This is a genomic window from Enterobacter cloacae complex sp. IR5418, assembly GCF_049238105.1.
GTDB classification, from domain to species: Bacteria; Pseudomonadota; Gammaproteobacteria; order Enterobacterales; family Enterobacteriaceae; genus Enterobacter; species Enterobacter hormaechei.
Map to the genome: position 1 here is coordinate 95894 of NZ_JBMKHS010000003.1, position 14403 is coordinate 110296.

Here is a 14403-nt window from a genome sequence, read left to right on the forward strand (position 1 = left end):
ACAACACTAAAGAGCAATTTGCATGTCTAAATCCGTACAGAGCAACAGCGCGGTTCTTGTCCACTTCACGCTGAAGCTGGATGATGGCTCCACGGCTGAATCCACCCGCAATAACGGCAAACCTGCCCTGTTTCGTCTTGGCGACACGTCCCTGTCTGAAGGTCTTGAGCAGCAGCTTCTTGGCCTGAAAGAGGGCGAGAAAAAGGCATTTTCGCTGGAGCCGGATGCCGCATTTGGCGTGCCAAGCCCGGACCTGGTGCAATACTTCTCGCGCCGTGAATTTATGGATGCGGGCGAACCGGAAGTAGGGGCGATCATGCTCTTTACCGCTATGGACGGCAGCGAAATGCCTGGCGTGATCCGCGAAATCAACGGGGACTCCATCACCGTTGACTTCAACCATCCGCTTGCCGGGCGTACCGTTCATTTTGATGTAGAAGTGCTGGAGATCGATCCGGCACTGGAGGCCTGAAATGCAGATCCTGTTGGCTAACCCGCGCGGTTTCTGCGCCGGTGTAGACCGCGCTATCAGCATTGTTGAAAACGCGCTGGAGATTTACGGCGCGCCGATTTACGTGCGTCACGAAGTGGTGCACAACCGCTACGTGGTGGACAGCCTGCGCGAGCGCGGGGCGATTTTCATCGAGCAGATCAGCGAAGTGCCGGACGGTGCAATCCTGATCTTCTCTGCCCACGGCGTCTCGCAGGCGGTGCGTAACGAAGCCAAAAGCCGCGATCTGACCGTATTCGATGCCACCTGTCCTTTAGTGACCAAGGTGCATATGGAAGTGGCGCGCGCCAGCCGTCGTGGTGAAGAGTCGATTCTGATTGGCCATGCCGGTCATCCGGAAGTCGAAGGCACCATGGGCCAGTACAGCAACCCGGAAGGGGGCATGTATCTGGTTGAGTCGCCGGAAGACGTCTTTACGCTGAACGTGAAAAACGAAGCGCGTCTGTCGTTTATGACCCAGACAACGCTCTCCGTAGACGACACCTCTGACGTGATTGACGCCCTGCGTCAGCGCTTCCCGAAAATCGTCGGGCCGCGTAAAGATGATATTTGCTACGCAACCACCAACCGTCAGGAAGCGGTGCGTGCGCTGGCGGAGCAGGCGGACGTGGTGCTAGTGGTCGGCTCGAAAAACTCCTCTAACTCCAACCGTCTGGCCGAACTGGCGCAGCGTATGGGGAAAGCGGCGTTCCTGATCGACGATGCAACGGACATTCAGGAAGCGTGGGTGAAAAACGCGGCCTGCGTCGGTGTGACTGCTGGCGCGTCTGCGCCGGATATTCTGGTGCAGAACGTCATTGCCCGCTTGCAAGAGCTGGGCGGTGGCGAAGCGGTGCCGCTGGAAGGCCGTGAAGAGAACATTGTCTTTGAAGTGCCGAAAGAGCTGCGGATCGACGCCCGCGAAGTGGAGTAACCTCCTTTCAGCCTTAAAAATGCCGGTGGTGAAAGCTTCCGGCATTTTTGTTTCTGGTTAACTGTGATTCACCATCAATAGTAACGCATTTTACGAGCGGGTTAATCGTTTAATCTGTCATGATGATACTGCTGTTCTCCTTGGGCCGGAGACCAATATGACTTCAGACATCTTTCTGCCACCTCAGGTGGCGTGGGCAACCGGCGCGCTAGCTGGCGGGCCTCTTACCCGCAAAACGACTCGTCTTACGGATCTTCCCGATATCTTCGCGGACGGCGAGGCGTGGACGTGCGGCGATCCTCAAAAAAGCGTGTATGACGTAGACGTCCTGGACTCCCCCGTGGGGGAAGGGGCACTTTTCGTTGGGGTAACACACCTGTATGCAGGGAAGATTGGCGGTGAGTTCTTTATGACGCGCGGCCATTTTCACCAGCGCCGCGAACAGGGCGAGGTCTATTTTGGCCTGCGCGGAGTTGGCTTGCTGCTGCTGCAAACGGAGGCGGGCGACGCGCGGCTTGAGCAGGTGACGGCAGGCTCCGTGCATATTATTCCGCCTTTTACCGCACATCGCTTGATTAACACTGGCAACGAGACGCTGTCCTCCCTTGCCGTCTGGCCGAGTATTGCGGGACACGACTATGCGGCGCTGGCAGAGGGCTTCACCGTGCGGATCTTTGCCTCCGGGAAAGGTTACGAGGTGCGCCATGGCTAACTATGGCCTTGATATGACCATCACCCGTCAGCCGCTCGGTTTTTGCTACGGAGAGGACGTTACCGGGCCGATGCCGGAGATCAGAACGCTGGATCAGATCCGCCCGTCGCTGCGCAATCCGGACTGCGAAGGGCCTGAACAGGTGTATGCCATCGCGATGGACGTGGCGCGTCTGGCGGACAGGCAGGAACTCGAAAAACGCATGCTGCTTTTTGGTGTGGTCACCTACGCGGCGGGCACGCTTGGCGATGAGCCGGTCCGCAGCCAGGGACATGTTCACCGCATTAGCCAGCACAGCGGATGGTCGCCGCCTGAACTGTATGAAATCTGGCAGGGTAAAGCGATTATCTACATGCAGGAATATGTGGACGACGATCCGGGACGCTGTTTTGCGGTGCTCGCGGGGCCAGGTGAAAAGGTACTGGTCCCTCCTGGTTGGGGTCATGCGACGATTTCGGCCTCGCCCAATGAGCCGCTGACCTTTGGCGCGTGGTGCGATCGGGAATATGGCTTTGAGTATGAGGCCGTTCGTGCGCGAAAAGGTCTGGCCTGGTATCCCTTAGTTCAGGGGGATCATATTGTCTGGCAGCACAACAGTCATTACAGACCAGGGCGTTTGCAGATGGTTACACCGCGCAGTTATCTGGAGTTCGGTATTACTGATGCGCCTGTTTATCAGCAGTTTATTGATGAGCCCGCGCGGTTCCAGTTTATTTCGCGTCCCGATAAAGCGGCAGAGCTGTGGAATAACTTCCATCCATAAAAAGCCGGGGCGTTGCCCCGGTTTTCTTATCCTGCAAACAAACCTGATGCCACGCCAAGCGCTGCCAGTATAAGCAGTAACGCCATGGCTTTCACCGGCGACACGCCGCGTTTTGCCATCAGATACCAGGTCCCCAGGACCACCGCCAGCGGAAGCAACTGTGGGAAAATACCGTCCAGCATCTGCTGAAGGTGAATGTTAACCCCATCCCGGGTGATAAATTCCAGCCCGGTGCCGAGCTTAACGTAGCTGGCTGCCACGCCGCCCATGACAAATACGCCCAGTAGCGAGAGTGCTTCCCGTAGCCGGGTGGATTTGCTGCTCACCAGCATCTCCACGGAGCCGGAACCCATCTGGTAGCCTTTCAGAAACAGGAACCAGGAGCCAGGGATAATGATGGCCAGCCAGGCAACGGTATAAAACAGTGGACCGAGGATATTTCCGCCTGCCGCCAGCGCCATCCCGATGCTGAGCAGGATCGGGATCAGCATGCCGGGGATCATCGAATCGCCGATCCCGGCAATTGGCCCCATCAGGCCTACCTTCAGGGTATTTATGGTTTCACCATCAATCGGCTCGCCGTTGGCTTTTTTCTCTTCCAGCCCCAGCGCCATACCGTTAACGATCGCGCCAATCTGTGGCTCCGTGTTGTAGAACGACGCGTGACGGCGCAGCATCTCGGTACGTTGTGCCGCGTCGGGATAGAGCTTTTTTGCGACCGGTAGCATGCTGAGGCAAAAGCCGAAGGATTCAAGGCGTTCAAAGCTCATTGAGGAGAGGTTGTGCATCATCCACGCTCGCCAGCAGCGGCGCAGATCCTTGCGGGTGAGTTTACGTTCTTCCATCAGAATTCATCCTCGTCGTCAGGGACAGGTGCTGAAGCCACGGCCTGCGGTGCCTCGGGTTTATAGTTGTAATGAATCAGTGCCAGCAGGGCGCCCACGATCACCAGCGCGACCATATTGAGTTTCAGAAAGACGATACAGACGAAGCCCACCAGGAAGTAGATGAGCATGCTATAGCTTTTGATGATCTGCTTAAGCAGGATGGCAATACCAACGGCGGGCAAAATGCCGCCCAGCACATTCATGGTGGAGAGGACGATGTGCGGCAGGCTGTCCATAAACCCGCTTATGTACTGTGCGCCGAAAAAGACGGCGATAAAGGTAGGCACAAAGCGCAGCACAAAGTTCATCGCCTGCGGCCAGATGGCGCTGTTGAGGTAGATCCCGCGCTCGTCGCCGTTCTCCAGCGCCACATCCGCACGATGGTTCCAGAAGGAGTTCAGCACCATCATCGCATTGAAGAGAATGGTTCCGGCGATCCCGATAGTCGCCGCCAGCGCGACGGCAACCTCTGGTCCTTTGCCGGAAAGTATCCCCAGCGCAATGGCCGGATATGCCACAAAGTTCAAATCTGCTGGCATTGAGCCGCCGGGCGTCACCATTGCGATATACACCGCCTGTACCGCTACGCCAATCATGATCCCGGTTTTGATATCGCCCAGGATCAGGCCAACCAGCATCCCGGAAATGAGCGGTCGGGAGATGAGATACCAGCCGCCCGTTAGCCCTAAAAGCCACGGACTACTGAGTGCGCCCAGATAACACAGCAGGCCAATTAAAGCCGCTTCGATAATCATGATCTGCTCCTTATTTCAGCTTTTGTCTGGCATCCTGCCAGGTATAAAAACTGGCATCGGGAACCAGGCGGAATTCAATCGCATGCCCCTGTCCGGTCAGCCATTCGAACGCCGCCGCTTCATCTGGCGTTACCGATTGGTTCGGGCCGATGGTGATCGTGTTAGCCCGGGCGCTCATTGGCCCCACGTTAATTTTCCCGTTGCTGTTTTTCAGGCTAATGCCTGCCTGCTCAATGCGCTGTAGCGTGAGTGGTGATTTACCAATCACGAAATAGCGTTTCTCGCTGGCAATCACTTTTGGCAGTTTTTCGATCGCGGTTGCCGTATCGAACAGCCACACTTTGGTGTCTGATACGGCCCCTTTCATGACCGACGATAACAGCGGATCGGCCGCGACGGCATCGTCAATGGCAACGATGCCGTCGCAGGGCAGCTCCCTGGCCCAGCGCGTAATGAGCTGCCCGTGGATCACGCGGTCGTCAATGCGTACAAAAGAAATACTCATATGCGGCTCCTTAAAAATCGTCTGTCTGTGCAGTATCCGCCGGTTTCGCCTGTACCAGCGTCGGCAGTGTGAGTTCGATAAGCTGTGCGGCAGCATGATGAACGTCGCGTGCCATCATCACCTCGTCGGTTTGCAGCAGCATCGGGAAGTTAACGCCAGCCACCACGGCGACCGGCGGCTGCGTGAGAGGGGTAAACGCGGCTTCACAGGCCACGTTCCACGGCGTGCCGCTTTGCATGTCGCATAACACCAGCACACCTTCGGCGTTGGCGCTTGCCGCTTTCAGCGTGGCGCTGAAATCCTGCCGGAAGCCCTCTATTCCCGCCTGTTCAGTCAGGCAAACGGCGTGTACGTTGGGAAGGTCGCCGTACACCATCCGGCCACTCTCCAGTAGCGCGGTGGCTAATGGGCCGTGAGTAGCGACAATAAAATGAATCATCGTTAGCTCCTTACCCAGGCTTTGATGGTCGCAAGCGGTTGTCCGCAAGCACGGGAGGACGGTGAAATGCGATACTCACCTACGCTTGCCGGAATGATGAAGGTTTCGGCGTAATGAACGGTAAACGGCTCAAATGCACCGGTTGGGCTGTCGACAATTGCTTCGTCGCCCTCTACCAGATTCAGTACATTTACGCCGCCGCCGGTGTGATGCACAACGGGTTCGCTAAACCAGTGGCGGCGGGTTTCGATAAATTCACGCTCGTGCAGGCCAGTACGCTCTTCGCGCCAGCCGTTTCCTTCCGCGACAGGTTCGAACTGATTCACCAGATGCTGATGTACCCACTGCGTGTCGCGCTCCCAGTCGATTACCTTTTCACCGTGTTCCAGGTGTACCGGGCGCGGGAGCCCGTCCAGGCCCAGGCGACCCCAGTCCCACAGTTTGAAAGTGAAGATATACGGCGTAGCGCTGATCTCCAGCACCATGGTTCCCGCGCCGGAGCAGTGCACCGTCCCTGCCGGGATCAGGAAATGGTCGTGCTTTTTCGCCGGGATCTGATTAACGAAGTGGTCGTCATTAAACGGTTTTTCACCGCGACCCGCGCGCCTGAGATCGTCCATCATGGCCTCAGGGTCGGTACCGGTTTTGGTCCCCAGATAGACGACGGCACCCGGCTCGGCTTCCAGAATGTAATAACTCTCATCCTGGGTATAGTGCATCCCAAACTGCTGCTGGATGTACTCAGTAATGGGGTGGACCTGGAGGCTCAGATTCTGGCCACCCATGGTGTCGAGGAAGTCAAAGCGGATCGGGAACTCTGCGCCGAAACGTGCGTGAACTTTCTCGCCCAGCAGAGCACGAGGCTCAAGCAGAACCAGATCCAGAGAGGGGATCTCGATCCGCACTGCGCCAAAACGCAGTAACAGGCTGTTCTCCTCGGGCACGCAGTCAAAACACCATGCGTAATTGGGTGCAGAGGGATCGAGATCGAATTGCTGTTTCATCCACTGGCCGCCCCAGACGCCGGGATCGAAGAAGGGCGCCACGCGGAAAGGCTGAGTGGTAATTTGCTTCAGCCCGGCTCGCAAGGCCTCGCCGCTGACCATCGCAGGCTGGTTCGCCTGGGTTGTATCCAGTAAAAAATCGGTGCGCCTGAGCAGCGGCGTTTTGTGGCGGTCGAAGACGCGCCACTCGATAAAAAAGGCGCGCTTGTAGCGACGAAGCATATCTTCCTGCTGATTCTCTGCGCCCCAGTTTCCCATCTCGCCGCTGCGCATACGCTGCTGGATCTCCCAGCGCGGCAGATCGGCATACACCAGTACATCACCCGGATGGACAAGCGTCGCACCGGGTCCGTAAATCACAATCAGCCCCTCGGTACACTGGTTCACCTGCTCCTGTAAGGTCTTCAGACGCGCAGCATCGAAAAACTCACCAGGCTGGTGGCAGGAGAGTACGCCAAAAACGCGATCGTCCGTGAGGTTGCGCGCCAGCATCTCATGGATGGCACCTTCATCCCGTCGCGCCTGTTCGGCATTGATCGCCAGCGTCGGACGTAGCCGCGGCAGCACGTTCTCTTCAAGCTCAGTCATGCGCACGCCCGGATAGCAATCCATCACCAGCACCGTACGGCTGCGCTGTTGGGTTTTTGCCTCAAGGACGCGGGTAATCGCCTCCCAGCCTTGCCAGGCGCTGTCGTCATATCCCTTTATCGCTACCGTGGGAAATTTGTCGTAGGTTGTCATTGTATCCTCCGTAATCGTTATTTAAGGTTATTCGATTAACCGTGTTTGAGAAGAGTGGTTAACGCGATTAACCCGCCATAAATGCGAATCGCATCCAGATCCTCAGCGGTAATGTGAAGAGTCTCACAGGGAAAAATGCAAAAAAACAGGTTATTCGATTAACCTGTAGAGATGATGAAAGGAGACAACATGACGGGAATTACACTGGCCGATGTCGCGAAACGCGCCGGCGTGTCAACGGCGACGGTCTCGATGGTGCTCTGCAACAAAGGCCGTATCTCGCAAAGCACGCGCGAACGTGTGCTGAAGGCGCTGGATGAATCCGGCTATGTCTATAACCAGACGGCAGCCAATTTACGTAACCGCCGCAGTAACCAGGTCGGGCTGCTTTTGCACGATATTACCAACCCTTTTTACAGCGAGATGACGGCAGGGCTAAGTCATGAAATGGAGCGCCATGAGCTGCTGCTTTTTCTGGCGAACAGCGAGGAATCGGCAGAGCGACAGCAAAAATTTGTTGATTCACTGATGCGGAATAACGTTAGTGGTATGGTGCTGTGCGCGGCCCGGGAAACGCCCCAGGCCTTTTTTGAGGGGCTGAAGCGGCGCAATATTCCGGCGATCATGGTTGTGCGCCCGCTGAACGATCCAGATTTTGATTTTGTCGGAACGGATAACTTCTTAGGCACGCAGATGGCGACGGAGCATCTGCTCAGAATGGGCCATCGGCACATTGCGTTCATCGGGGGGAGCCAGAATTCGGGCTCCCGGGCACAGCGTATTGGCGGCTTTACCAGCAAGCTGCTTGAGTACGGCGTGACGCCGAATCCTGCCTGGATCAGAACCTCACACGCCAGCCAAAGCGACGGTGCGCGCGTGGCGGAGGCGTTACTCCTTGAGCATCCACACATCAGCGCGGCGATTTGCTATCAGGATGTCGTGGCGCTGGGAGTGATGCAAAGCTTACGCAAGATGGGCCGTGAGCCGGGACGCGATTTTGCGCTGGTCGGTTTTGATGATATTACCGAAGCGGCTCTGGTGCAGCCCGCATTGACCACCGTATCAGTGGCGGCGAAAGAGATTGGTCGTAAGGCGGGGGAGTTACTGTACAGCCGGATACAGGGCAATGATGAACCCGCCAAACGTATCATCCTGCCGCCTGCGCTGGTCGTGCGGGAATCATGCGGTTTTCGCTGACGATCATGTCTTTCACTGATATCTCTCCCTGTTTATCATTAATTTCTAATTATCGGCGTTTTCTGTGGCGGCCTCAGCGAAGGCTGGTTAATCTGAAAACGATTTACATCATTTTAACGTAAGAGAATAACTATGCATGATGCACAGATCCGCGTCGCTATTGCGGGCGCGGGTGGACGTATGGGCCGTCAGCTGATTCAGGCGGCACTACAGATGGATGGCGTAGCGCTTGGCGCGGCGCTGGAGCGTGATGGTTCATCGCTTTTGGGAGCCGATGCAGGCGAGTTGGCGGGCGCAGGTCAGACGGGCGTTACCGTGCAGAGCAGCCTTGAGGCCGTGAAAGACGACTTTGACGTGTTCATCGATTTTACCCGGCCTGAAGGTACGCTGGCTCACCTGGCGTTTTGCCGTCAGTACGGTAAAGGGATGGTAATTGGCACCACTGGTTTTGACGAGGCCGGTAAGCAAGCCATTCAGGATGCGTCCACGGAGATTGCGATTGTCTTTGCGGCAAACTTTAGCGTGGGCGTTAACGTCATGCTGAAACTGCTGGAGAAGGCGGCGAAGGTGATGGGCGACTATACCGACATTGAAATTGTCGAAGCACATCATCGCCACAAAGTCGATGCGCCGTCAGGCACGGCGCTGGCGATGGGCGAAGCGATTGCATATGCAATGGATAAAGATTTGAAAGACATCGCGGTCTATTCTCGCGAAGGTCACACTGGCGAGCGTGTTCCTGGCACCATTGGGTTTGCTACGGTTCGCGCGGGAGATATCGTCGGCGAACATACCGCCATGTTCGCTGATATTGGCGAAAGAGTCGAAATCACGCATAAAGCATCCAGCCGCATGACGTTTGCAAACGGAGCGGTACGCTCCGCTCTGTGGCTAAAAGGTAAGTCTAACGGTCTTTTTGATATGCGAGATGTCCTGAATCTCAACGATTTGTAAGTGTTATTACCCATCGTGATGTGGTTATTGCAGTCGTAAACACTTGATTGCATAGGGCAATATTTTATTGCCCTTTTATTTTATCCGTTAGCAATACTTATCGCCTTAAAGTACTTAAAAATGACATTATTCCTTCCGTTTTGTGTTGCTGAATTGTAAATTTTGACCGTTTGGTCCACTTTTTATTCCCGTTCGACGTTCATTTCTATTAAACTGCGCACGCAAGCGGTTTCAACGGTGATTTAGATGATCTTTTTGCCGCTTAATTCGAAATCCAGCCGCCAGGCTTGCAAAAGAATAAACAAAATATCCGTTTTAAGTTGACTTTTACCGGGCAAATCCCCAGAATGCCGCCGTTTGCCAAAAATCCGCTGGCAACACATTTGCATTGATCCATGACATGGTTATGAATTAATATGCAAATAAAGTGAGTGAATATTCTCTGGAGGGTGTTTTGATTAAGTCAGCGCTATTGGTTCTGGAAGACGGAACCCAGTTTATCGGTCGGGCCATAGGGGCAACGGGTTCGGCGGTTGGGGAAGTCGTTTTCAATACTTCAATGACCGGTTATCAAGAAATCCTCACTGATCCTTCCTATTCTCGCCAAATCGTTACTCTTACTTATCCTCATATCGGCAATGTCGGCACCAATGCGGCTGACGAAGAATCCTCTCAGGTACATGCGCAAGGCCTGGTCATTCGCGACCTGCCGCTGATTGCCAGCAACTTCCGCAACACCGAAGACCTCTCTTCTTACCTGAAGCGCCATAACATTGTGGCGATTGCCGATATCGATACGCGTAAGCTGACGCGTCTGCTGCGCGAGAAAGGGGCACAAAACGGCTGCATCATCGCAGGGGATAACCTTGATGCAACGCTGGCGCTGGAAAAAGCGAAAGCCTTCCCGGGCCTGAACGGTATGGACCTGGCGAAGGAAGTGACCACCGCCGAAGCCTACAGCTGGACGCAGGGAAGCTGGACGCTGGAAGGCGACCTGCCGGAAGCGAAACCAGAGAGCGAGCTGCCATTCCACGTGGTGGCCTACGATTTTGGCGCCAAACGCAACATCCTGCGTATGCTGGTTGACCGCGGCTGCCGCCTGACGGTTGTTCCGGCACAAACGTCTGCGGAAGATGTTCTGAAAATGAATCCAGACGGTATCTTCCTTTCTAACGGTCCGGGCGACCCGGCGCCGTGCGATTACGCTATCGACGCCATCAAGTCCTTCCTCGAAACCGATATCCCGGTATTCGGTATCTGTCTCGGCCATCAGCTGCTGGCGCTGGCGAGCGGGGCGAACACCGTCAAGATGAAGTTCGGCCACCACGGTGGTAACCACCCGGTGAAAGACATCGATAACAACACGGTGATGATCACCGCGCAGAACCACGGTTTCGCTGTGGATGAAGCGACAATGCCAGCTAACCTGCGCGTGACGCACAAATCACTGTTCGATGGCACCTTGCAGGGTATCCATCGCACCGATAAGCCTGCGTTCAGCTTCCAGGGCCACCCTGAAGCCAGCCCTGGCCCACATGATGCCGCGCCGCTGTTCGATCACTTCATCGAACTTATCGAGCAATACCGTAAGACCGCTAAATAATCAGGAGCTGAGAAAACCATGCCAAAACGTACAGACATAAAAAGCATCCTGATCCTTGGCGCTGGCCCGATTGTCATCGGCCAGGCCTGTGAATTTGACTATTCCGGCGCGCAGGCATGTAAAGCCCTGCGTGAAGAGGGTTACCGCGTCATCCTGGTCAACTCAAACCCGGCAACCATCATGACCGACCCGGAAATGGCTGATGCGACCTACATCGAGCCGATTCACTGGGAAGTGGTACGCAAAATTATCGAGAAAGAGCGCCCGGACGCGGTCCTGCCGACCATGGGCGGCCAGACGGCGCTGAACTGTGCGCTGGAGCTGGAGCGTCAGGGCGTGCTGGAAGAGTTCGGCGTGACCATGATTGGTGCCACCGCCGACGCGATTGATAAAGCAGAGGACCGTCGTCGCTTCGACGTGGCAATGAAAAAAATCGGCCTTGATACCGCACGTTCCGGTATTGCGCACAATATGGAAGAAGCGCTGGCCGTCGCGGCTGACGTGGGCTATCCGTGCATCATCCGTCCTTCCTTCACCATGGGCGGCACCGGCGGCGGCATCGCTTACAACCGCGAAGAGTTTGAAGAAATTTGCGAGCGTGGCCTGGATCTCTCCCCAACCAAAGAGCTGCTGATTGATGAATCGCTGATTGGCTGGAAAGAGTACGAGATGGAAGTGGTGCGTGATAAGAACGACAACTGCATCATCGTCTGCTCTATCGAAAACTTCGATGCGATGGGGATCCACACCGGCGACTCCATCACCGTTGCGCCAGCTCAGACGCTGACCGACAAAGAGTATCAAATCATGCGTAACGCCTCGATGGCGGTACTGCGTGAAATCGGCGTGGAAACCGGCGGCTCTAACGTGCAGTTCTCGGTGAACCCGAAAACCGGTCGTCTGATTGTTATCGAAATGAACCCGCGCGTGTCCCGCTCCTCCGCGCTGGCCTCCAAAGCCACCGGCTTCCCGATTGCGAAAGTGGCGGCGAAACTGGCGGTGGGTTACACCCTTGACGAGCTGATGAACGACATCACCGGTGGCCGCACGCCAGCGTCCTTCGAACCGTCCATCGACTACGTTGTGACCAAAATTCCACGCTTCAACTTCGAAAAATTCGCTGGCGCCAACGACCGCCTGACGACCCAGATGAAATCTGTTGGTGAAGTCATGGCGATTGGCCGCACGCAGCAGGAATCCCTGCAAAAAGCGCTGCGCGGCCTGGAAGTGGGCGCGACCGGGTTTGACCCGAAAGTGAGCCTGGACGACCCGGAAGCACTGACCAAAATCCGCCGCGAGCTGAAAGACGCGGGCGCAGAGCGTATCTGGTACATCGCCGATGCCTTCCGCGCGGGCCTGTCCGTCGATGGCGTATTTAATCTGACTAACATCGACCGCTGGTTCCTGGTGCAAATTGAAGAACTGGTGCGCCTGGAAGAGAAAGTGGCGGAGCTGGGCATCAACGGCCTGGACGCAGACTTCCTGCGCATGCTGAAGCGTAAAGGCTTTGCCGATGCGCGTCTGGCTAAGCTGGCGGGCGTGCGCGAAGCGGAAATCCGCAAGCTGCGCGACCAGTATGACCTGCACCCGGTTTACAAGCGCGTCGACACCTGTGCGGCAGAGTTTTCTACCGACACCGCGTACATGTACTCCACCTATGAAGACGAGTGCGAAGCGAACCCGTCCGTCGACCGCGACATGATTATGGTGCTGGGCGGTGGTCCAAACCGTATCGGCCAGGGCATCGAGTTCGACTACTGCTGCGTACACGCCTCGCTGGCGCTGCGCGAAGACGGTTACGAGACTATCATGGTCAACTGTAACCCGGAAACGGTTTCTACCGACTACGACACCTCCGACCGCCTCTACTTCGAGCCGGTTACCCTGGAAGACGTGCTGGAAATAGTGCGCATCGAGAAGCCAAAAGGCGTGATCGTGCAGTACGGCGGCCAGACTCCGCTGAAGCTGGCGCGCGCGCTGGAAGCCGCAGGCGTGCCGGTCATCGGCACCAGCCCGGATGCGATTGACCGTGCGGAAGACCGCGAGCGTTTCCAGCAGGCGGTTGACCGTCTCAAGCTGAAACAGCCAGCGAACGCCACCGTGACCGCGATTGAAATGGCCGTAGAGAAAGCGAAAGAGATTGGCTACCCGCTGGTGGTGCGTCCATCTTACGTCCTGGGTGGCCGCGCGATGGAAATCGTCTACGACGAAGCCGACCTGCGTCGCTACTTCCAGACAGCGGTGAGCGTTTCCAACGATGCGCCAGTGCTGCTCGACCGCTTCCTCGACGACGCGGTTGAAGTGGACGTGGACGCCATCTGCGACGGCGAAATGGTGCTGATTGGCGGCATCATGGAGCACATCGAGCAGGCGGGCGTGCACTCCGGTGACTCCGCCTGTTCTCTGCCAGCGTACACCCTGAGCCAGGAGATTCAGGACGTGATGCGCCAGCAGGTGCAGAAGCTGGCCTTTGAGTTGCAGGTTCGTGGCCTGATGAACGTTCAGTTCGCGGTAAAAGACAACGAAGTCTATCTGATTGAAGTCAACCCGCGTGCAGCGCGTACCGTACCGTTCGTCTCAAAAGCGACCGGTATTCCGCTGGCGAAAGTGGCGGCGCGCGTGATGGCAGGCCAGACGCTGGCTCAGCAGGGCGTGACCAAAGAAATCATCCCGCCGTACTACTCGGTGAAAGAGGTGGTGCTGCCGTTCAACAAATTCCCGGGCGTTGACCCGCTGTTAGGGCCAGAGATGCGCTCTACCGGGGAAGTGATGGGCGTGGGCCGTACCTTCGCAGAAGCGTTTGCGAAAGCACAGCTGGGCAGTAACTCCACCATGAAGAAATCGGGTCGTGCGCTGCTCTCCGTTCGCGAAGGCGATAAAGAGCGCGTCGTTGACCTGGCCGCCAAGCTGCTGAAGCAGGGCTTCGAGCTGGACGCCACTCACGGTACGGCGATTGTGCTGGGTGAAGCGGGCATTAATCCGCGTCTGGTGAACAAAGTGCATGAAGGTCGTCCGCACATTCAGGACCGTATCAAGAATGGCGAGTACACCTACATCATTAACACCACCGCAGGTCGCCAGGCGATTGAAGACTCCAAGCTGATTCGCCGCAGCGCGCTCCAGTACAAAGTGCATTACGACACCACCCTGAACGGCGGTTTCGCGACAGCCATGGCGCTGAATGCGGATGCCACTGAGAAGGTGATTTCGGTGCAGGAAATGCACGCTCAGATTAGTAAGTAATCTGCACAGGCCCGGCAAGCGTTAGCGCCGCCGGGCAAATGGCGGGTGGCGCTTCGCTTACCCGCCCTGTGATTTTCTTTATCCATCTTAAGAACCTTCTGGTTTTTCATCCGCTTTCAGTCAGTTAGCCTAAAATAGTCAGGTCGATAACGAAAATTCAACTGAGAGCAGGGGAA

The 14403-nt window shown here is 56.3% G+C and carries 13 protein-coding genes; 8 read left to right on the top strand and 5 right to left on the bottom strand.

All coding sequences use genetic code 11. The features are described from left to right. Window positions 1-22: 22 nt before the first annotated feature. The 4 genes from fkpB (at window position 23) to ACOTX7_RS03800 (ending at window position 2899) form a co-directional block, all read left to right on the top strand. Window positions 23-472, top strand: a complete 450-nt coding sequence (gene fkpB / locus ACOTX7_RS03785) for an FKBP-type peptidyl-prolyl cis-trans isomerase (protein WP_006810163.1) — start codon at window positions 23-25, stop codon at window positions 470-472. Between the two features lies 1 nt (window position 473). Further along, window positions 474-1424, top strand: a complete 951-nt coding sequence (ispH, locus tag ACOTX7_RS03790; protein WP_022647010.1) for a 4-hydroxy-3-methylbut-2-enyl diphosphate reductase — start codon at window positions 474-476, stop codon at window positions 1422-1424. Between the two features lie 157 nt (window positions 1425-1581). Then, window positions 1582-2136 carry a glucose-6-phosphate isomerase family protein gene (locus ACOTX7_RS03795; protein ID WP_221256896.1) on the top strand — a complete coding sequence of 185 codons (555 nt, stop codon included), beginning with the start codon at window positions 1582-1584 and terminating at the stop codon, window positions 2134-2136. Further along, entirely contained in the window at window positions 2129-2899 is a 771-nt protein-coding gene (locus tag ACOTX7_RS03800) for a glucose-6-phosphate isomerase family protein (RefSeq protein WP_006810160.1), read from the top strand. Before ACOTX7_RS03795 ends, ACOTX7_RS03800 begins: the two co-directional genes overlap by 8 nt. 26 nt (window positions 2900-2925) lie before the next feature. On the opposite strand, the gene ACOTX7_RS03805 is transcribed toward ACOTX7_RS03800, so the two are convergent. From ACOTX7_RS03805 to ACOTX7_RS03825, 5 genes are read right to left on the bottom strand one after another with little or no spacing between them, the layout of a single operon-like run. Further along, window positions 2926-3744, bottom strand: a complete 819-nt coding sequence (locus tag ACOTX7_RS03805; RefSeq protein WP_006810159.1) for a PTS system mannose/fructose/sorbose family transporter subunit IID — start codon at window positions 3742-3744, stop codon at window positions 2926-2928. Continuing rightward, window positions 3744-4541 (bottom strand): PTS mannose/fructose/sorbose/N-acetylgalactosamine transporter subunit IIC, encoded by a 798-nt coding sequence (locus ACOTX7_RS03810; RefSeq protein WP_006810158.1) that lies wholly within the window; start codon window positions 4539-4541, stop codon window positions 3744-3746. The genes ACOTX7_RS03805 and ACOTX7_RS03810 overlap by 1 nt, the downstream gene beginning before the upstream one ends. 10 nt (window positions 4542-4551) lie before the next feature. Then, window positions 4552-5046, bottom strand: a complete 495-nt coding sequence (locus ACOTX7_RS03815; RefSeq protein ID WP_006810157.1) for a PTS system mannose/fructose/N-acetylgalactosamine-transporter subunit IIB — start codon at window positions 5044-5046, stop codon at window positions 4552-4554. Window positions 5047-5056: 10 nt separating this feature from the next. Further along, window positions 5057-5485, bottom strand: coding sequence for a PTS sugar transporter subunit IIA (locus ACOTX7_RS03820; protein WP_006810156.1), 429 nt, complete (start codon window positions 5483-5485; stop codon window positions 5057-5059). Window positions 5486-5487: 2 nt separating this feature from the next. After that, entirely contained in the window at window positions 5488-7230 is a 1743-nt protein-coding gene (locus ACOTX7_RS03825; RefSeq protein WP_221256897.1) for a class I mannose-6-phosphate isomerase, read from the bottom strand. A 189-nt stretch (window positions 7231-7419) separates the two neighbouring features. On the opposite strand from ACOTX7_RS03825, the gene ACOTX7_RS03830 reads away from it, so the two are divergent. From ACOTX7_RS03830 to carB, 4 genes are all read left to right on the top strand, one after another. After that, entirely contained in the window at window positions 7420-8427 is a 1008-nt protein-coding gene (locus ACOTX7_RS03830; protein ID WP_032673657.1) for a LacI family DNA-binding transcriptional regulator, read from the top strand. A gap of 132 nt (window positions 8428-8559) precedes the next feature. After that, window positions 8560-9381, top strand: a complete 822-nt coding sequence (gene dapB / locus ACOTX7_RS03835) for a 4-hydroxy-tetrahydrodipicolinate reductase (RefSeq protein WP_221256898.1) — start codon at window positions 8560-8562, stop codon at window positions 9379-9381. 454 nt (window positions 9382-9835) lie between these two features. Further along, complete coding sequence (carA, locus tag ACOTX7_RS03840) at window positions 9836-10984, top strand: glutamine-hydrolyzing carbamoyl-phosphate synthase small subunit (RefSeq protein ID WP_045338409.1); 1149 nt, start codon at window positions 9836-9838, stop codon at window positions 10982-10984. Between the two features lie 18 nt (window positions 10985-11002). Continuing rightward, window positions 11003-14227 carry a carbamoyl-phosphate synthase large subunit gene (gene carB, locus ACOTX7_RS03845; RefSeq protein WP_221256899.1) on the top strand — a complete coding sequence of 1075 codons (3225 nt, stop codon included), beginning with the start codon at window positions 11003-11005 and terminating at the stop codon, window positions 14225-14227. Window positions 14228-14403 lie beyond the last annotated feature (176 nt).